Origin of the sequence: Actinoplanes sp. NPDC048967 (assembly GCF_040649415.1) — a bacterium.
In the GTDB taxonomy this organism is placed as follows: domain Bacteria; phylum Actinomycetota; class Actinomycetes; order Mycobacteriales; family Micromonosporaceae; genus Actinoplanes.
Window position 1 is genome coordinate 700117 of sequence record NZ_JBEZFL010000003.1, and the last position, 17579, is coordinate 717695.

Annotated in this window: 15 protein-coding genes; 5 read left to right on the forward strand and 10 right to left on the reverse strand. The window is 72.6% G+C overall.

Going from position 1 to position 17579, the window contains the following annotated elements; translation table 11 throughout:
• Nucleotides 1-17 precede the first annotated feature (17 nt).
• The 4 genes from AB0C12_RS15825 to AB0C12_RS15840 form a co-directional block, all read right to left on the reverse strand.
• Nucleotides 18-1622, reverse strand: a complete 1605-nt coding sequence (locus AB0C12_RS15825) for a hypothetical protein (RefSeq protein ID WP_360548335.1) — start codon at nt 1620-1622, stop codon at nt 18-20.
• Nucleotides 1615-4650 (reverse strand): bifunctional [glutamine synthetase] adenylyltransferase/[glutamine synthetase]-adenylyl-L-tyrosine phosphorylase, encoded by a 3036-nt coding sequence (locus AB0C12_RS15830; RefSeq protein ID WP_360548337.1) that lies wholly within the window; start codon nt 4648-4650, stop codon nt 1615-1617. Before AB0C12_RS15830 ends, AB0C12_RS15825 begins: the two co-directional genes overlap by 8 nt.
• Nucleotides 4651-4741: 91 nt before the next feature.
• Nucleotides 4742-5527, reverse strand: coding sequence for a type 1 glutamine amidotransferase (locus tag AB0C12_RS15835; RefSeq protein ID WP_360548339.1), 786 nt, complete (start codon nt 5525-5527; stop codon nt 4742-4744).
• Nucleotides 5528-5676: 149 nt separating this feature from the next.
• Complete coding sequence (locus AB0C12_RS15840) at nt 5677-6123, reverse strand: GNAT family N-acetyltransferase (RefSeq protein ID WP_360548340.1); 447 nt, start codon at nt 6121-6123, stop codon at nt 5677-5679.
• A gap of 91 nt (nt 6124-6214) precedes the next feature.
• Between AB0C12_RS15840 and AB0C12_RS15845 the strand changes: the two genes are divergently transcribed.
• A complete protein-coding gene (locus tag AB0C12_RS15845; RefSeq protein ID WP_360548342.1) occupies nt 6215-7378 on the forward strand; it encodes a low temperature requirement protein A in 1164 nt (387 codons plus the stop codon).
• Nucleotides 7379-7441: 63 nt separating this feature from the next.
• On the opposite strand, the gene AB0C12_RS15850 is transcribed toward AB0C12_RS15845, so the two are convergent.
• Together AB0C12_RS15850 and AB0C12_RS15855 are read right to left on the reverse strand one after the other, a co-directional pair.
• Nucleotides 7442-7867, reverse strand: a complete 426-nt coding sequence (locus tag AB0C12_RS15850; protein WP_360548344.1) for a DUF350 domain-containing protein — start codon at nt 7865-7867, stop codon at nt 7442-7444.
• 83 nt (nt 7868-7950) lie between these two features.
• Nucleotides 7951-9303: a glutamine synthetase family protein gene (locus AB0C12_RS15855; protein WP_360548346.1), complete on the reverse strand. Its 1353-nt coding sequence runs from the start codon at nt 9301-9303 to the stop codon at nt 7951-7953.
• Nucleotides 9304-9433: 130 nt separating this feature from the next.
• On the opposite strand from AB0C12_RS15855, the gene AB0C12_RS15860 reads away from it, so the two are divergent.
• The 3 genes from AB0C12_RS15860 to AB0C12_RS15870 all read left to right on the forward strand — a co-directional run bounded on the left by AB0C12_RS15860 (nt 9434) and on the right by AB0C12_RS15870 (nt 12643).
• Nucleotides 9434-11215 carry an NAD+ synthase gene (locus tag AB0C12_RS15860; protein ID WP_360548348.1) on the forward strand — a complete coding sequence of 594 codons (1782 nt, stop codon included), beginning with the start codon at nt 9434-9436 and terminating at the stop codon, nt 11213-11215.
• Between the two features lie 98 nt (nt 11216-11313).
• Nucleotides 11314-12144: a 3-methyl-2-oxobutanoate hydroxymethyltransferase gene (gene panB / locus AB0C12_RS15865; RefSeq protein WP_360548350.1), complete on the forward strand. Its 831-nt coding sequence runs from the start codon at nt 11314-11316 to the stop codon at nt 12142-12144.
• Between the two features lie 49 nt (nt 12145-12193).
• Entirely contained in the window at nt 12194-12643 is a 450-nt protein-coding gene (locus AB0C12_RS15870) for a VOC family protein (RefSeq protein ID WP_360548352.1), read from the forward strand.
• 466 nt (nt 12644-13109) lie between these two features.
• Here AB0C12_RS15870 and AB0C12_RS15875 read toward each other — a convergent pair whose 3' ends face one another.
• The gene (locus AB0C12_RS15875; RefSeq protein WP_360548354.1) at nt 13110-14672 is read right to left on the reverse strand and encodes an RNB domain-containing ribonuclease; all 1563 of its coding nucleotides are present in this window, start codon (nt 14670-14672) and stop codon (nt 13110-13112) included.
• An 84-nt stretch (nt 14673-14756) separates the two neighbouring features.
• Nucleotides 14757-14912: a hypothetical protein gene (locus tag AB0C12_RS15880; protein WP_360548356.1), complete on the reverse strand. Its 156-nt coding sequence runs from the start codon at nt 14910-14912 to the stop codon at nt 14757-14759.
• On the opposite strand from AB0C12_RS15880, the gene AB0C12_RS15885 reads away from it, so the two are divergent.
• The gene (locus AB0C12_RS15885) at nt 14911-15939 is read left to right on the forward strand and encodes a hypothetical protein (protein ID WP_360548358.1); all 1029 of its coding nucleotides are present in this window, start codon (nt 14911-14913) and stop codon (nt 15937-15939) included. The two genes, AB0C12_RS15880 and AB0C12_RS15885, sit on opposite strands and share 2 nt — an antisense overlap.
• 233 nt (nt 15940-16172) lie before the next feature.
• On the opposite strand, the gene AB0C12_RS15890 is transcribed toward AB0C12_RS15885, so the two are convergent.
• Together AB0C12_RS15890 and AB0C12_RS15895 are read right to left on the reverse strand one after the other, a co-directional pair.
• A complete protein-coding gene (locus tag AB0C12_RS15890) occupies nt 16173-16376 on the reverse strand; it encodes a hypothetical protein (protein WP_125805285.1) in 204 nt (67 codons plus the stop codon).
• 144 nt (nt 16377-16520) lie between these two features.
• Nucleotides 16521-17543, reverse strand: a complete 1023-nt coding sequence (locus tag AB0C12_RS15895; RefSeq protein ID WP_360548361.1) for an aspartate-semialdehyde dehydrogenase — start codon at nt 17541-17543, stop codon at nt 16521-16523.
• Nucleotides 17544-17579: the final 36 nt, after the last annotated feature.

A 17579-nucleotide genomic window follows, 5' to 3' on the forward strand; every position in this document is an offset into this window, starting at 1 on the left:
TACCCATCGGCCCGCGGTCAGCACGCCGGTCCGGGCCGCAGCGAGCTGGTGAGCCGGAACTCACCCGGGGTGGTGACGCGCAGCTCGGTCCAGCCGTCGGGGCCGCGGGCCAGACAGGCGCCCGGCTGCGGCACGCTCAGCCAGCGCGACCAGTGCACGCGGACCAGCACGTCGGCGCGCGCGGGGACACGCACGGTGACGCCGCCGCGGTCGCTGCGGGCGAGCTCGGCCGGGGCCGACACCAATGGCGTCGCGTCGGTGACCTCGTACAGGCGCCAGGTGTCGTTCTGCCACACCGGGCGCAGCTCCGGCAAGCCGTTGAGGACCAGGGCGGCCTCGGTGCGGGCGTACCGGTCGGGCACCGCGCCGGGGGCGATGGCGACGTAGGTGACGGCGTTGGCGCGCAGCCAGGTGACGTAGTCCTGCGGGGACAGCACGTCGCGGTAGAACAGGGCGTTGCGGTCCGTGTCGACCTGGCGTTCCCAGCCGCGGGCCAGTGGGACCTGCGCCGCGGCGTACACCGACTCCCAGTGGTCCCGCAGCGGGACCACCTCGACGCGGCCCGGTTCCCGCCGGGCCAGCTCGTCGACCAGCGGCCGATGGAATGCGGGGCGCGACTCGGGCGACCCCGCGCGGCCCAGGTCGCCGGTGACCACGAAGGGCTGCCACCAGAAGACGGCCACGAGCAGCAGGGCCAGCCGGACCCGCCCGAACGTGACGAGGGCCGCGAGCACCGGGATCGTGAAGAGCATGGGCAGCCGCAGCGCGTTGGACCCGATCGGGCTGGGCAGATAGAACGCGCCGAGCAGCAGCACGACGGTCAGCGCGGCCCCGATCCGCACGGCGAGCCAGCGCGGGGGAACGACGACGGCGACCAGCACGGCGAGGGCCACGTGGATCTTCATCGACTCGGCGGTGAAGGGCTGGCGGCCGCCGTTGCCGAAGAGCAGGGCCATCGGGGCCAGGGCCAGCACCGGGCCCAGGCAGAGGGCCAGCGCTTGCGGCCAGTGCGGGTCGGGGCGCCAGGACCGGAGGCCGGCCCGGACCGGGCCGGTGAGCAGGAGTGCGGCGCCCGCCAGCCCGGCGAAGAGGCCGGCGACCGGGCTGGCCCAGGTGGCCAGGGCGCCCAGCACGAACACGGCGACGAGCCGCCCATGCCGCCGCCATCCCGGCCTGGCTGGGGACGGCTCGGCTGCGGCGCACAGGGCGGCCACCGCGAGGGCCAGGCCCACCGCGAACGTGACCCGCCCACTGGCCAGGTTGGCCGCGAAGACCAGCACCCCGATCAGCGCGCCCACCACCGGCCGTCGCACCCCGGTGCGCCACAGCAGCCACCCGAACAGGATCGATGCGACCACCGCCGCCAGCGCCCCGAGCACCCGCATCCCGATCAGCGATCCGAGCGGCGCCGTCAGCAGGCTGTAGCCGAACTGGCCGACCCCGCCGTACCAGCCGAAGTCGACCGGCGCCCAGCCGTGACCGGCGAAGAAGTCCGCCCGGGCCTGCTGCGCCGCCAGGTCGGTGCCCATCCGGGGCGCCAGCAGGAACGCGCCGGCCAGCACCAGCGCGGTGCCGAGCGTCGGCGCCAGCACCCGCAGGAGGCCGCGCCGCTCCTCATGCATCGAGGACGCGCTCCATCGCCGCCCGTGAGCGGCGGGTGATGCGCAGATACCGGTCCACGAACTCGCCCGGGTCGCCGCCGCCGAGCAGCAGCACCACTCCGGCCAGTTCGACGCCGTGGCGGGGGAGCTGGTCGGTCGGGCGGCCGCGGACCAGGGTGAGCGCGTTGCGGACCTGGGCGGCCAGGGTCCAGCCCGCGGTCATCGCCGCCGCGTCGACCTTGTCGATCAGCTTGCCCCGCAGCTCCGCCGACAACGCCTCCAGCGTGCGGGTCATGCGCAGCTCCGGGAGCGCGTACCCGTGGCGCAGCTGCAGCAGTTGCACCGCCCATTCCACGTCGGCGAGGCCGCCGCGGCCGAGTTTGGTGTGGGTGTTCGGGTCCGCGCCGCGGGGCAGCCGCTCGGTCTCCACCCGCGCCTTGATCCGGCGGATCTCGATCACCTGCTCGCGGGTCAGGCCGCCGCTGGGATAGCGCATCCCGTCGGCGAGCTGCTCGAACTCGCGGCCCAGCTCCGCGTCGCCGGCCACGAACCGGGCCCGCAGCAACGCCTGCGACTCCCACACCTTCGACCAGCGGGCGTAGTACTGCGCGTAGGCGTTGAGGCTGCGCACCAGCGGGCCCTGCCGGCCCTCCGGGCGCAGGTCCGCATCGACACCGAGCGGCGGATCGGGCGCGGGGGCGCCGAGGGTACGGCGCATCTCCTCCGCGATGGCGTGCGCCGACGCGCTGGCCTGGCCGTCGGACATGCCCTCCGGCGGGGCGTAGACGAACAGCACGTCGGCGTCGGAGGGGTAGCTCAATTCGTACCCGCCGAGCCGGCCCATGCCGATCACCGCGAACCGCAGTCCTTCCGGCCCGGGATGCACCCGCCGGGCGGCGTGCAATGCTGCACCCAGCGTCGCGTCCGCGACATCGGAGAGGGCGATGCCGATCGCGTGCACGTCCAGCGGGTGGGCCGGGGCCAGCTCGCCGGCCCGGCTGAGGATGTCGGCGCAGGCCAGCCGGAACAGCTCCCGCCGGCGCAGCGCCCGCACGGCGGTGATGGCCTTGGTCGCGTCGGTGGCCCCGGCATCCAGGTGCCGGTCGGCGGCGGCGATGAACCCGTCGCGCAGCACGTCGCGGGGTCGCGGCTGGAGCTCGGCGTCGTCGGCGAGCAGCCGCAATGCCTCCGGGTCGCGGGTGAGCAGGTCGGTCGCGTACCGGGACAGGCTCAGCACCCGGGCCAGCCGGCGCGCGACCGGGCCGCCGTCACGCAGCAGGCGCAGATACCAGGGGGTGGTGCCCAGCTTCTCCGACACGTGCCGGTAGTTGAGCAGGCCGCGGTCGGGCTCGGGCGAGTCCGCGAAGTCCTGCAGCAGCATCGGCAGCAGCGTGCGCTGGATCGCCGCCGTACGGCTGACCCCGCCGGTCAGCGACTGCAGGTGGCGCAGCGCCCCGGCCGGGTCGGCGAAGCCGAGGATCTCCAGGCGGCGGCCGGCCGACTCGGGGGTCATCCGCAGCGCCTCGGCCGGCACCCGGGCGACCGCCTCCAGCAGCGGCTGGTAGAGCAGCTTGGCGTGCAGCCGCCGGACGTGCGCGGCGTGGCCGACCCAGTCGGAGCGGAACGCCTCGACCGCGTCGCGGCCGGCCACCGCCTTGTAGCCCAGCGCGGCGGCGAGCCAGCGCAGCGCCTGAGGATCGTCCGGCACGGTGTGCGTACGCCGCAGGTTCTGCAGTTGCAGCCGGTGCTCGACGCTGCGCAGGAAGCGGTAACCGCGCAGCAGCGTCTCGCCGTCCTCGCGGCCCACGTAGCCGCCCGCCACCAGCGCGCGCAGCGCGGGCAGGGTGCCGGGCTCGCGCAGGCTCTCGTCGATCCGGCCGTGCACGAGCTGCAGCAGCTGCACCGCGAACTCGATGTCGCGCAGGCCACCGGGACCGCGCTTGATCTCGCGCTCGACCTCCTTGGCCGGCACGTTGTCGATGATCTTGCGGCGCATGTCCCGGACGTCCTCGACCGCCTCGGGGCGCTCGGCCGCGTGCCAGACCAGCGGGGCCAGGTCGTCGATCCACTCGGCCGCCAGGTCCAGGTCACCGGCGGCCGGGCGGGCCTTGAGCAGCGCCTGGAACTCCCACGTGCGCGCCCAGCGGCGGTAGTACGCCTGGTGGCTGGCCAGGGTGCGGACCAGCGGACCGCGGTTGCCCTCCGGGCGCAGCGCTGCGTCGACCGGCCAGGCCACCTGCCCGCACACCTCGATGAGCCGGGCCGCGACGGCGGTGCCCGCGCTGAGGTCCTCGTCGCCGGCCGCCACGAAGATGACGTCCACGTCGGACACGTAGTTGAGCTCGTAGCCGCCGCACTTGCCCATCGCGACGACCGCCAGCCTCGGCGGAGCGGTGCTCGCGGGCAGACCGGCGAGGGCGATCGCGTACGCCGCCGCGAGGGTCTCGTCGGCCAGCCGGGACAGCGCCGCCATGGTCGGCTCGAGGCCCCGGCCGCCGGTCAGGTCGGCCGCGACGATCCGCAGCAGGGCCATCCGGTACGCCGTACGCAGCAGCGGGACGGTCGGCGGCCCCTCCCCCGTCGAGTCGCCGAACTCCAGGTGCCCCTCGGCGTTCGGCGGCAGGCCGGTCTTGCCGGTGGCGAGCACCCGCCACTGATCGGGGTTCGCGACCAGGTGATCACCCAGCGCGGACGAAGCGCCGAGCACCGCGACCAGCCGGCGCCGCAGCCCGGCGTCGGTGTAGATCGCGTGCAGCACGGCGTCGGCCGCCGGGCTGTCGGAGATCTCCTCGCCGGGCCCGGTCACCGGGCCGCCGCTGCCGCGCTCGGCCGCCCGGGCCACCGCGTCGACCATCCGGTGCAGCTGGCGCAGGGCGAGATTGGGGTCGGCGGCCCGGGACAGGGCGTGGATCAGCTCACCCGCGTCGCCGTCGACCGGGGCCTGCGCCTCGGCGTCCCACAGCCGCAGACCGCCGGGGCCGAGCAGGTCGGCGGCGCGGGTGCCGTTGTCGGCGAAGCCGTACCGGGCCAGCCGGCTGGGCCTGGTCATGCGGTGCCCTCCTTCGGCGTGCCCTGCTGGCCCGCGCCGGCGATGCCGTCGTTCGCCGCAGCCGGGTGCCGCTCGGTGCCGGCGATCATGCCTACTGCCCCAGCAGCGGAAGGGTGCGGATGGTCCCGGGATCGGGGATGTCGGCATCGGGAAGAGTGCCGAGGGCCAGCGCCGCGAAGCGGGCCGCGAACGGCTGCCAGACCTCCTCGACGTCCGGCAGGATCTCGGCCGTGGCCGCCACGACCGCCTCGGCGTCGTAACCGAGCTCGTCGAGCGCGGCCACGTCCGTCCGGGTCCAGTCGGCGATCATCTCGGCGTCGCACTCGATGTGGAACTGCAGGCCCCACGCCCGGTCACCGAGCCGGAACGCCTGGTGCGGATACCGCGAGGAGGCGGCCAGCAGCACGGCGCCGATGGGCAGCTCGGTGATCTCGTCGCTGTGCCACTGCACCACGTCGGGCAGCAGCGGCACGTACTTGAACAGCGGGTCGCCGTCCGCCGCGTCGCGCCGGCCGACCAGGCCGGGCCCGATCTCCGGGCCGGAGGTGCTGCGCTCGACCAGGCCGCCGTGCGCGGTCGCGAGCAGCTGCCCGCCGAGGCAGACCCCGAGCGTGGGCACGTGGTGACGGACCGCCTTGCGCAGCAGCCCCTCCACCGCGGGGAACCAGGACGCGCCCGGATCACCCGCGGCGTTCGGATAGGCGCTCTGGTCGCCGCCGAGCACGATCAGAGCCACGTGCTCGTCCAGCGTCTCGGGCAACGGGTCACCCACGTGCGGGCGCACGACGGTCAGCTCCAGGCCGGCCTCGGTGAGCCACTCACCCAGCCTGCGGAGATCGTCGGACGGATCGTTCTCGATTACCAGCGCTGTACCCACGCTCCGAGGCTATCGGGTGGGACCGACACCCGGCCCCGGCCCACCCGTTCCCGTGGCTCACCCGTCGTGGCTCGCCGGGGGCGGGCCGACCCCGAAGTGGTTGCCGGACGGGTCCCGCAGGTGCGCGAAGGTCAGCCCCCGGTCGGTGTTCACGATCTCGTCCAGCGGGCCACGACCTCGTCGTCCTCCATCTCCCCGGTCTCGACGAAGCCCAGCGAGGCGTAGAGCGCCCGGGCCGCCTTGTTGTCCGGGGAGTAGCTGAGGGCGACGTTCGGGCAGTCCGGGTCGGCCGCCAGCCGCTCCACCAGCGTGCCGATCATGGCCCGGCCGATCCCGGTGCGCTGGCGCGCGGCGTCCACCACCACCCCGCCGATCCACCGGCTGCGGTCGTCGTCGATCCCCCACATGCAGAAGCCGACGACCTCCCCGTCACGCACGGCGGCGAGCGGCTGCCAGGTGTCGCCGTAGTTGCACAGGCAGAGGTAGTAGGTGACGGCGTTGACGAACTCCCGCTGGTCGGGATGCACGGTGAGGGCGGCACAGGACCGCCAGTTGGCGGCGGTCACGGCTTCGAGGGTGAGATTCACGCCCGGCATCCTCGCCGATGGCGGCCGGACGGTCGACCGGTTTCAGCTCCAAGGTCAGCTGCGTCGCCAGAATCCCGTCCCGGCCCCTAGGCTGCGGGCCATGACGGAATCAGCGACCGCCGCGCCGGCGTCCGGGGTCCGGGTGTCGACGTTGGAGCTCTTCTTCGACCTCGTCTTCGTCTTCACGATCACGCAGCTGACCGAGACGCTCGCCGAGCACATCACCCTGGCCACCCTGGGCGACGTGATGCTGATGCTCTTCGTCATCTGGTGGATGTACTCGGGGTACGCCTGGCTGACCAACGCGGTCGCCCCGAACAGCTCCGTCCGGCGCACCCTGCTGCTGGCCGGCATGGCCGGGTTCCTGGTGATGGCCCTGGCGGTGCCCGAGGCCCTCGGCGAGTACGGCTGGCTCTTCGGCGTCAGCTATCTCGTGGTGAACCTGGTCCACTCGGCGCTGTTCCTGCAGGCCGGTCCCGCCGCGCGCAAGGCGATGCGGCAGCTGGCCCCGCTCAACATCCTGGCCGCCCTGCTGGTGCTGACCGGCGGACTGCTGCCCGAGCCGTACCGGCACCTGTGCTGGATCGCCGCGCCGCTGGTGCAGATCGCCGCCGGTTACGTGCACGACATCGAGATGCACTCGATCCTGGCCGGGCACTTCGTCGAGCGGCACGGCCTGGTGATGATCGTCGCGATCGGCGAGTCGATCGTCGCCATCGGGCTCGGCTTCCGCGGGGTCCACCTCGGCGGTGGCGCGATCCTGGTGGCGGTCCTGGGCCTCTGCATCGCCTACTACCTGTGGTGGATCTACTTCGCCGGCGACAACGACCGCTCGGAGCACGTCCTGGCCGCCACGACCGATCCGCGGCGGCGCGCCCGGCTCGCGCTCGACGGCTGGGGGTACGCGCACTACGTGATGCTGCTCGGCGTGGTCGTGCTCGCCGTCGGCATCAAGAAGACGGTCGGGCACGCCTTCGAGCCGCTGCACTGGGGCGAGGCGATCGCCCTGGCCGGTGGGGTCGCGATCTACCAGCTCGGGCACGCGGCCTTCCTGCTGCGGCTCGGCCTGGGCGGCCGGTGGCACCGCGTCGTGGCCGCGCTCGTCGTGCTGGCGACCATCCCGCTCGGGCACGTGGTGGCGGTGGCCCAGCTGGCCGCGATCCCGCTGATCATGGCCGCGGCCGCGATCATCGAGGACCTGCCCTTCATGCGGCGCACCGGCAGCACGGCGATCAGCGACTTCGGGCGTACCCCGGGCGCCTGAGGCTCCGGAGAGCCGCCGGTGGGCGGCTCCCCGGGCCGGCCGATCCGCTCCCGACCGGCCGGGTCAGGCGATGCAGGCGCAGACGATCAGCGCCGCGCCGAAGTGCGAGGCCGCGCTGACCGTGGCTCCCGGGTGCCGGTCCGGGGTGCAGATGACCTCGCCCAGCTTGCCGGGGGTCATCCAGTCCAGCACCACGAACGCCGCGGCCATGACCGCGATGCCCAGCAGGCCGAAGATCACCGTGGACGCCAGGCCCCGGCCGAACTCGTCGTAGCTGGTGAAGATCGCCGTGAAGACGATCAGCGCGATGCCGAGCTGGTTGGCCGCGAGCAGCAGGGCGGCGTTCGGGTTGCGGTCCACCCAGATCAGGTCCCGCAGCTTGCCCGGGGTCAGCAGGTCGACCAGCAGAAAGCCGACGGCCATCAGCCCGATACCGACCAGGCCGAACACAACGCTGCGCCCGGCACCCTCAAGCAGATCTTCCAGCACGGCTTCTCCCTCGTCACGACGTCAGAGGGCACCGTATCGGACCAGCGCACTCCGGTGATCCACCGCCGGGCCGATTGTGGAGATCAGAGGGCGCCGAGATAGCGCTGACGCTCGTACGGCGTGACCTCGCGACGGTACTGCTCCCACTCCTGCCGCTTGTTGCGCAGGAAGAAGTCGAAGACGTGCTCGCCCAGCACCTCGGGGATCAGCTCCGACTTGGCCATCACGTCGATCGCCTCGGCCAGGTTCTCCGGCAGGGCGTCGTAGCCGGCCGCCTTGCGCTCGGCCGGCGAGAGCGACCAGACGTCGTCCTCGGCGCCCGGGGGCAGCTCGTAGCCCTCCTCGATGCCCTTGAGGCCGGCCCCGAGCATGACCGCGAAGGCCAGGTACGGGTTGGTCGCCGAGTCCAGCGAGCGGACCTCGACCCGGGCCGAGTTGGGCTTGCCGAAGGCGGGCACCCGCACCAGCGCGGAACGGTTCAGCGCGCCCCAGCTGACGAACGCCGGCGACTCGGTGATCCGGTCGGGCAGCTGCATCGGGAACAGCCGCTTGTAGGAGTTGACCCACTGGTTGGTGACCGCGGTGTACTCCCGGGCGTGCACGAGCAGGCCGGCGATGAACGCGCGGGCCGTCTTCGACAGCTTCAGCGGGTCCTCGCCGTCGTGGAAGGCGTTGCGCTCGCCCTCGAACAGCGACAGGTGCGTGTGCATGCCGCTGCCGGGCTGGTCCGTGTACGGCTTCGGCATGAACGTCGCGCGTACGCCCTGGGAGAGCGCGACCTCCTTGACGACGTGCCGGAAGGTCATGATGTTGTCGGCCGTGGTCAGCGCGTCCGCGTACCGCAGGTCGATCTCCTGCTGGCCGGGGGCGACCTCGTGGTGGCTGAACTCGACGGAGATGCCGATGCGCTCCAGGGCGAGCACGGCCTGCCGGCGGAAGTCGCGGGCGACCGAATGCGTGGTGTGGTCGAAGTAGCCGCCGCCGTCGACCGGGATCGGCACCGAGCCGTCCAGCGGGCCGTCCTGGACCAGGAAGAACTCGACCTCGGGGTGGGTGTAGAAGGTGAAGCCCTTCTCGGCCGCCTTGGCGAGCATCCGGCGCAGCACGTGCCGCGGGTCGGCCCACGCCGCGCTGCCGTCGGGCAGCAGGATGTCGCAGAACATCCGGGCGCTCTCGCCGCTGGCGCCGCCCTCGAACGGGAAGACCTGGAACGTGGTGGGGTCGGGCATGGCGACCATGTCGGACTCGGAGACCCGGGCGAAGCCCTCGATGGCCGAGCCGTCGATGCCGATGCCCTCTTCGAAGGCGGATTCCAGCTCCGCGGGCGCCACCGACACGCTCTTGAGCGTGCCGAGCACGTCGGTGAACCAAAGCCGGACAAAACGGATGTCGCGCTCTTCGAGCGTACGAAGCACGAACTCCTGCTGTCGGTCCACGTCAACCCCTCGTACTTGCCGGCGCTCAGTGTCTCCCGGTCCCGTTACGCCGAGATTACGCTGACCATGGCCCGCGGGCGGCCCCGGGGGAAGGCGGCACGGCCCGTCAGCGCTGGGGAAGAATACCGGTATGCCTTCGTTGCGCGTCGCACTTGCCCAGGTGAACTCCACGGTCGGGGACATCCCCGGCAACGTCGCCGCCGTCCGGCACTGGACCCGGTCGGCCGCCGACGCCGGAGCCCAGCTGGTCGCCTTCCCGGAGATGATGCTCACCGGCTATCCGATCGAGGACCTGGTGTTCCGGGACTCGTTCGTGCGGTCGTCGCAGGGCGCGCTGCGTACGCTGGCCGCCGACCTGGCCGCGGACGGCCTGGGCGACATCGCCGTGGTGGTGGGTTACGTCGACGCCGACGGCCCGGCGCCGACCAGCGCCGACGCCGTGCCGGGCAGCGGCCGGCGCGACGCGTCCGCGCTGCTCTTCGGCGGCGGCATCGCGGCGACCTACTTCAAGCACCACCTGCCCAATTACGGCGTCTTCGACGAGGACAGGTATTTCGAGCCGGGCGATGCGCTGACGGTGGTGCGCGTCGGCGGCGTCGACGTCGGCCTCACCGTCTGTGAGGACCTGTGGCAGGCCGGCGGCCCGTTCGCCGCGGCCCGGCGGGCCGGCGTCGGGCTCGTCGTCAACATCAACGCTTCCCCGTACGAGCTGAACAAGGACGACGTCCGGCTGCCGCTGGTCAAGCGCCGGGCGGCCGAGGCGGGCGCGACCATCGCGTACGTGAACATGGTCGGCGGCCAGGACGAGCTGGTCTTCGACGGCGACTCGATGATCGTCACCGCCGCCGGCGAGTTGCTCACCCGGGCCGGCCAGTTCACCACCGAGCTGCTGATCCACGACCTGGAGCTGCCCGAGGCCGACGCGGTCGAGAACGAGCCCGGCCCGGCTCCCGCCGCTGAGGCGCCCCGGGTCGAGGAGCGCACGAACGACGCCATGGGCATCACCCGCGTCACCGTCGCCGGACCGTTGCGCCCGCTCACCGACGGCCCGGCGGTCGGCGGCATCGCGGACCGGGTCAACGACGAGGCGGAGATCTGGTCGGCGCTCACCCTGGGCCTGCGCGACTACGTGGAGAAGAACGGCTTCCGCTCGGTCGTGCTGGGCCTGTCCGGCGGCATCGACTCGGCGGTGGTCGCCGCGATCGCCGTCGACGCGCTCGGCCCGGAACGCGTGGTCGGCGTCTCGATGCCCAGCGGCTACTCGTCCACCCACTCCCGCGACGACGCGGCGGACCTGGCCAAGCGCACCGGCCTGGACTACCGCAGCGAGCCGATCCAGCCGATGGTCGACGCCTTCCTGGCCAACATGTCGCTCTCCGGCCTGGCGGTGGAAAACCTGCAGGCGCGGGTCCGGGGCGTCATCCTGATGGCCCTGTCGAACCAGGAAGGACACCTGGTGCTGACGACGGGCAACAAGAGCGAGCTGGCGGTGGGTTACTCGACCCTGTACGGCGACTCGGTCGGCGGTTTCAACCCGCTCAAGGACGTACCGAAGACGATGGTCTGGAAGCTGGCCCGCTGGCGCAACACCCAGGCCGACTCCCCCGTCCCGGAGAACTCGATCGCCAAGCCGCCCAGCGCGGAGCTGCGCCCGGGCCAGGTGGACAGCGACTCGCTGCCCGACTACGACGTACTGGACGCGATCCTGGCCGGCTACATCGACGGCGACCAGGGCCGCGACGACCTGATCGCGGCGGGCCACGAGGCCGCGCTGGTGGACCGGGTGCTGCGCATGGTCGACCTGGCCGAGTACAAGCGCCGGCAGTCCGCGCCGGGCACCAAGATCTCCATCAAGGCGTTCGGCCGCGACCGCCGCCTGCCGATCACCAACCGGTTCAGGGAAGGGGTGTGACGGGCTCCACTGAACCCTGACCGGTGCGGCCCGCCGGGTGCGACGATTTGGGCAGACCCGGGGACCGCACACCGCGGCCTCGAGGGAAGGAGACAGAGATGTCCGAGATCCCCACCCTGTACGGGGGCCCCGCCACCCGCCGCGTGCGCACCCGCGACCTGATCGCCGCGAAGGAACGCGGCGACCGCTGGCCGATGCTGACGTCCTACGACCAGTACACGGCCGCGATCTTCGACCGCGCCGGCATCCCGGTCCTGCTGGTCGGTGACTCCGCGGCCAACAACGTCTTCGGCTACGAGACGACCCTCCCGGTCACCACGGAGGAGCTGCTCCCCCTGGTACGCGCAGTGGTCCGCGCGACGAAGACGGCCCTGGTGGTGGGCGACCTGCCGTTCGGCTCGTACGAGGAGGGCCCGACCCAGGCGCTGCGCACCGCGGTCCGCTTCATGAAGGAAGGCGGCGCCCACGCCGTCAAACTCGAGGGCGGCCGCCGCACCGCGGACCAGATCCGGGCGCTCACCGGCGCGGGCATCCCGGTCATGGCTCACATCGGCTTCACCCCGCAGAGCGAGCACACCATCGGCGGCTACCGCGTGCAGGGCCGCGGCAGCGACGCGGAGGAGGTCATCGCCGACGCCCGCGCGGTGGCCGAGGCGGGCGCGTTCGCCGTGGTGCTGGAGATGGTGCCCGGCGAGGTGGCGAAGCAGATCACCAAGGAACTGACGATCCCGACGGTGGGCATCGGCGCGGGCCCGGACACCGACGCGCAGGTGCTGGTCTGGCAGGACATGGCGGGCCTGCGCGAGGGCAAGGCGCCGCGCTTCGTGAAGCGCTACGCCGACCTGTCGGGCATCCTGACCGAGGCGACCAGGCAGTTCGCGGACGAGGTCCGCGGCGGTGAGTTCCCGGCGGAGGAACACACCTTCTGAGCCAGGGGTACGGCCCGGGCAAGATCGGACAAGTGGCAGACTTCCTGCCATGTCCGTTCCTGCCCGAGTCAGCCTGGCCACCCTCGGCGTGGCCGACGTGGCCCGAGCCACCGAGTTCTACGAGTCCCTGGGCTGGCGGCTGTCGGCGGCCTCGGTGCCCGGCGTGGTCAGCTTCTTCCACACCGCCGGCGGTCTGCTGTCGCTGGTCGCGACCGACGACATCACGGCGGACGCGGGCCTGCCGACCCGCCAGCCACCACCGAACCCGGCAGCCGACTTCCGCGGCACAATGCTGGCGATAAACGTGGAAAGCCCGGCGGCGGTGGACGAGGCACTCCGCTCAGCGGTCCAGGCCGGCGCAACTCTGGTGAAGGCCGGCGGCGCGGCGGAGTGGGGCGGGTATCTCGGCTACTTCACGGACCCGGACGGCCATCTGTGGGAGATCACCCACAACCCGGCCTGGCCCCTGGACCCGGCAGGCGTCCCGCAACTCCCCTGACCTGGGTCACGGCAACGACCGCACCGGTGCAACAGATCCCCAGCTCCCCGGAACGCTTGCGACGCCCGCGACTTCGGATGCCACGCGGCTCGGTGATATCCGCGACGGCGAACACCAGCCAGCTCAACGACACCCCCGGCGGCAACTCCCATCGGCCCCGCACTGCCCGCAACGGCAAATGCCACGCCACCCGGCGATACCCGCGACCGCGAACACCAGCCAGCTCAACAACGCCCCCGGCGGCGACTCCCACCGCCCCGCAGTGCCCGCAACGGCAAATGCCACGCCGCCCGGCGATACCCGCGACCGCGAACACCACCGGCCCAGCGATGCCCGTGACGGCGGATGATCGGATGGGACGGGCGGCGAAGGCGGGCAGACGTCAGCCCTTGATCGCGGTGCAGAGCCGGTCATGGCCGACCGGACACGGACCCGGTTCGGGCGGGGTGCGCGGAAGCCGGGCGGGTCAGATTCGTTCGAAGAGGACCTCTCTGGTTGTGGGGTCGGCCTGGGTCAGGCGGACCTGGATGCGGTCGCCCAGCGGGAGTTCGCCCACGCAGCGGGCCTGGACGGCCGGTTCGTCGATGGCGACCTTGCCGCCTCGGGGGCGGCGGTTGTTCGGCTTGTCGCGCCCGTTCTGCTTCGGGGCTGCGGCCGGCTCGGCCTCGGGACCGGCCGGCTGGCCGTCCGGCTTCGTGGGGGCGGCTGGCTGGCCGTCTGGCTTCGTGGAGGCGGCGTCCTGAGCGCCCTTCCCGCCGGCGCGGTCCTCGTCGACGTCGAGAACGCCGGCCTCGAAGGTTTCCCCCACCCGGTGGGCGAGCAGCACCGCTTCGGCGAGGCTCACGGCGCCGCGGTCGGCTGCTGAGGCGACCCGGTCTGTCGTCGCCATGCACTTGGGGAGGCGGGGTAGGGCTTCGCGGGCCCACTGCGGCACCTCGCGTTCCTCGTGCAGAGCGAGGCACACCTCAGTCGCGTAGCGGTCGGCCAGGCGACGCAGCGGTGCTGTCACGTGTGCATAGGGCGCGCCCACTCCGCCGTGGCCTGTTTCCGCGGGCGTCTCCTGGTCGAAGGCTGTGTAGCCGGCGCCGCGGAGCAGCTCGGCCGCCTGGTTGAGGAAGGCGGCGCCGCGGGGGCTGGCCGGGTCGACGGAGGCTACGACCGCGCCGACGGAGGCGTCGGGAGGCCAGGGGACGTCGAGGGAGGCGGCGGCCGCTCGGAGCTTGGTGACTGCCTCGGGGCGGGCGGGCGGCATGGTGCGGAGGAGCCCGACCTTTCCCCGCAGCATCAGGGTCGCGGCAGCCATGCCGGTGAGCAGGGAGATCTGGGCGTTGTGCTCCTCGACGGCCAGCGGCGCCCGCAGGACCAGCTGCCAGCCGTCGCCGTTCTGCTCGACCTCCTGCTCGGGCAGGGGCAGGTTGACCGCGCCGCGATCGGCGGCGCGGCGGGCCAGCAGCGCGCCCAGCTCGGGCAGCAGGGCGATCGGCTCCGGGGCGGTGCCCGCGTCGACGTCCGCTTGCAGGCCGGCGTAATCGAGCTTGGCCCGGCTGCGCACCCGCGCCCGCTCCAGGGCGATGCCGGTGATCTCGCCGTCGGCGTCCAGGTCGATGGTCCACAGCACCGCGGCGCGGTCCGCGTCGGGCAGCAGGCTCACGGCGCCCTCGCTGAGCACCGGCGGGTGCAGCGGAACCTTGCCGTCCGGGAAGTAGATGGTCTGGCCGCGCACCCAGGTCTCGGCCTCGAGCGCGCCGCCCGGCCGCACATAGGAGGCGACGTCGGCGATCGCGTAGCGCACCCGATAGCCGCCGCCGGACCGGCGGGTGAGCTCCATCGCCTGGTCGAGGTCGCGCGAGGTGGCCGGATCCACCGTGACGAAGGGGATGTCGGTGCGGTCGACGCCCGGCGGTGCGACCCCGGTGGCGGCCTCCTGCGCCTCCCGCATGGCGTCGGCCGGAAACTCGGCGGGTAGCTCGAGCTCACGGCGCAGCACGGAGAAGTCGATGCGTGGCGCCCACACCCGTTTGATCGGCACGGGTCATTCCTACCAGGCCGCACCGACAATTCCGGTACGCAGAAGGGCCGCGCCGTGATCGGCGCGGCCCTGGTGTGCCCGGGTTCAGCGCTTGGCGGTCGCCTTGCGGGCCGAGCCGGCGACGGTGGAGACCCGGCCGTTCCCGGACAGGCGGCTGTTGCCGGCGGTGGCGGTACGGGCGGCCGCCGCCGTGACGGGCTTCTTGACCCGGCCGGCGTTGGTGGCCGACGTCTTGGTCATGCCGGCCGGCTTGGCGTTGGCGGCCTTGCCGGCGGTGGTTGTCCGGGCCTTGGTGGCGGCCGCGTTGCCGGTGCTGCGGGCGGCGGCCTTCTTCGCTGCACCGGCCGAGGTCCTGGCCGCGGCGGCGGACTTGGCGGCAGCCTTGGTGGTGGCCTTGACCGCGGCCGAAGCCTTGCCAGCGGCGGACGAGGCAGCGGTGGCCTTACCCGCAGTCGCCCTGCCGGCGCCCGACCTACCGGCCCCAGCCTTCGCCGCAGACGGCTTGGCGCCAGATGGCTTAGCGGCGGTCGACTTCGCCGCAGTCGACTTCACGGCAGCCGACTTCACGGCAGCCGGCTTAGCGGCAGTCGCCTTGGTGGCGGTCGACTTGGCCGCCGTCGACTTAGCGGCGGAGGACTTCGCCGTGGTCTTCGCCGCGGAGGACTTCGCGGTGGACTTCGCCCCGGTGGACTTCGCCCCGGTGGACTTCGCCGCCGCGGAACGAACCGACGTCCCGCTGGCCGCACCCGAACGAGCCGAAGCGGAACGAGCCGAAGCGGAACGAGCGGAAGCGGAACGAGCGGAAGCGGACTTGGCCACCGTCGGCTTGACAGCCGCCGATTTGCCCGCGGATGACTTCGCCACGGAAGACTTCGCGGCCGTGGACTTCGCGGCAGCCGACTTGGCGGTCGACTTCGCGGCCCCGGAAGACTTCCCAGCCGCGGACTTCGCAGCCGCCGTCGACTTCGCCGCCGTGGACTTGGCAGCCGTGGACTTGGCAGCCGTGGCCTTGGGCCCAGCAGCCTTGACAGCCGACGACTTGGCACCCGCGGACCGCGCAGCGGTCGACGACTTCGCAGTCGTCGAGGACTTCCTGGCCCCCGCGGCAGAACGCGTAGCCGAAGCCGACTTGGTAGCAGGCGCCTTCTTGGCGGTCGTCTTACTGGCCGGAGCCTTGCCGGCCGCACCGGACTTGGCGGCCGAAACCGACTTGGCCGCAGCAGCCGAGGTCTTGGGCTTGACCGCGGACCGCACGGCTACCGACTGACCATTGGCAGAACCAGCAGCAGCGGTCCGCTTGGCAGCGGCAGGCTTGGCGGCAGCAGGCTTGGCGGCTGCCGGGGACGCGGCGACCCGCGCGCTTCTGGCGCCGGTCGTGGCGGCCCGGGTCGGGGCCTTCTTGGGCACGGCCATGGGGAAGTTCCTCCTTGCGAATGACTGCGGGCTCGTCTCCGCCTGGAGACTGCAGGATTCCGGCTTGGACACAGGGGTCGAGCCGGCCTAGCTGACCTCCCCGGTCCAGCGGGCATCCTCGGCATCCCACGTCGCATTGCGCTTCTCGACGGTCTCGAGCGCCCGCGTGGCGTCGTCAGCGGAGGCGTACGGACCGAGCCGGTACTGCGCAGGACACACGTCGTCCCCGGCCTCGACCCGGTTGTGGCGGAGGCACCAGAAGTAGCCGCCGCCGGGCCCACTGTCGTTCATGCAATCACTGTGCACCTCAAATCGACCATGCGCTACCGATTCAGGCAAAAAGCCCGGTTTTTCCATAGTGGATTGTCGAAAAGACTCCCCGAAGGAACGACAAAGCCCGTCCCACCCAAGGGTGGAACGGGCCGGAGCGGGGGCTCAGAGCGCGGCGGCCACCAGCTCGGCGACCTGGACCGCGTTCAGGGCCGCACCCTTGCGCAGGTTGTCGTTGGAGAGGAACAGCGCGAGACCGTTGTCGACCGTCTCGTCGGCCCGGATGCGGCCCACGAACGTCGGGTCCCGGCCGGCCGCTTGCAGCGGCGTGGGGACGTCGGACAGCTCCACGCCGGGCGCCGACGCGAGCAGCTCCCGGGCCCGCTGGGGGCTGATCGGGCGGGCGAAGCGGGCGTTCACCTGGAGCGAGTGACCGGTGAAGACCGGTACGCGCACACAGGTGCCGGAGACTTTGAGGCCGGGGATGCCCAGGATCTTGCGGCTCTCGTTGCGGAGCTTCTGCTCCTCGTCCGTCTCGCCGAGGCCGTCGTCGACGATCGAGCCGGCCAGCGGCAGGACGTTGAAGGCAATCGGCCGGCTGAACGCCCGGGTCGCCGGGAACTCGACGGCGCTGCCGTCGAAGGCGAGCTCGGTGGCCCGGTCGGCGACCTTCTTGATCTGGTCGTCGAGCTCGGCCACGCCGGCCAGCCCGGCGCCGGAGACTGCCTGGTACGTCGTGGCGACCAGCGCGACCAGCTCAGCCTCGTCGTGCAGCGGGCGCAGCACCGGCATCGCGGCCATCGTCGTGCAGTTCGGGTTGGCGATGATGCCCTTGGGGCGCTGCGCGATCGCGTCCGGGTTCACCTCCGCCACCACGAGCGGGACGTCCGGGTCCATCCGGTACGCCGACGAGTTGTCGATCACCACCGCGCCGGCCTCGGCGACCTTGGGGGCGTACTCCTTGGAGCTGCCCTTGCCCGCGGAGAACAGGACGATGTCCAGTCCGCGGTAGTCGGCCGTGGCCGCGTCCTCCACGGTCACTTCGCCGTCACCCCAGGACAGGGTGCGCCCGGCGGAGCGGGCGGAGGCGAAGAGCCGGAGCTGGTCTACGGGAAAACGGCGCTCGGCCAGGATGCGGCGCATGACGCCGCCGACCTGCCCCGTCGCGCCTACGATGCCGATCCTCATGGCCACAAAACTACGGCCTGGCTGCCACTACACGAA

What these genes read in the sequence shown, in the direction of transcription:
- AB0C12_RS15890 (WP_125805285.1), bottom strand. Translation starts at nt 16,376, where the DNA reads ATGAACGACAGTGGGCCCGGCGGCGGCTACTTCTGGTGCCTCCGCCAC.
- AB0C12_RS15895 (WP_360548361.1), bottom strand. Translation starts at nt 17,543, where the DNA reads ATGAGGATCGGCATCGTAGGCGCGACGGGGCAGGTCGGCGGCGTCATG.
- AB0C12_RS15825 (WP_360548335.1), bottom strand. Translation starts at nt 1,622, where the DNA reads ATGCATGAGGAGCGGCGCGGCCTCCTGCGGGTGCTGGCGCCGACGCTC.
- AB0C12_RS15860 (WP_360548348.1), top strand. Translation starts at nt 9,434, where the DNA reads ATGCCTTCGTTGCGCGTCGCACTTGCCCAGGTGAACTCCACGGTCGGG.
- AB0C12_RS15830 (WP_360548337.1), bottom strand. Translation starts at nt 4,650, where the DNA reads ATGACCAGGCCCAGCCGGCTGGCCCGGTACGGCTTCGCCGACAACGGC.
- AB0C12_RS15885 (WP_360548358.1), top strand. Translation starts at nt 14,911, where the DNA reads ATGCCGGCCGGCTTGGCGTTGGCGGCCTTGCCGGCGGTGGTTGTCCGG.
- AB0C12_RS15870 (WP_360548352.1), top strand. Translation starts at nt 12,194, where the DNA reads ATGTCCGTTCCTGCCCGAGTCAGCCTGGCCACCCTCGGCGTGGCCGAC.
- panB (WP_360548350.1), top strand. Translation starts at nt 11,314, where the DNA reads ATGTCCGAGATCCCCACCCTGTACGGGGGCCCCGCCACCCGCCGCGTG.
- AB0C12_RS15845 (WP_360548342.1), top strand. Translation starts at nt 6,215, where the DNA reads ATGACGGAATCAGCGACCGCCGCGCCGGCGTCCGGGGTCCGGGTGTCG.
- AB0C12_RS15840 (WP_360548340.1), bottom strand. Translation starts at nt 6,123, where the DNA reads ATGCCGGGCGTGAATCTCACCCTCGAAGCCGTGACCGCCGCCAACTGG.
- AB0C12_RS15880 (WP_360548356.1), bottom strand. Translation starts at nt 14,912, where the DNA reads ATGACCAAGACGTCGGCCACCAACGCCGGCCGGGTCAAGAAGCCCGTC.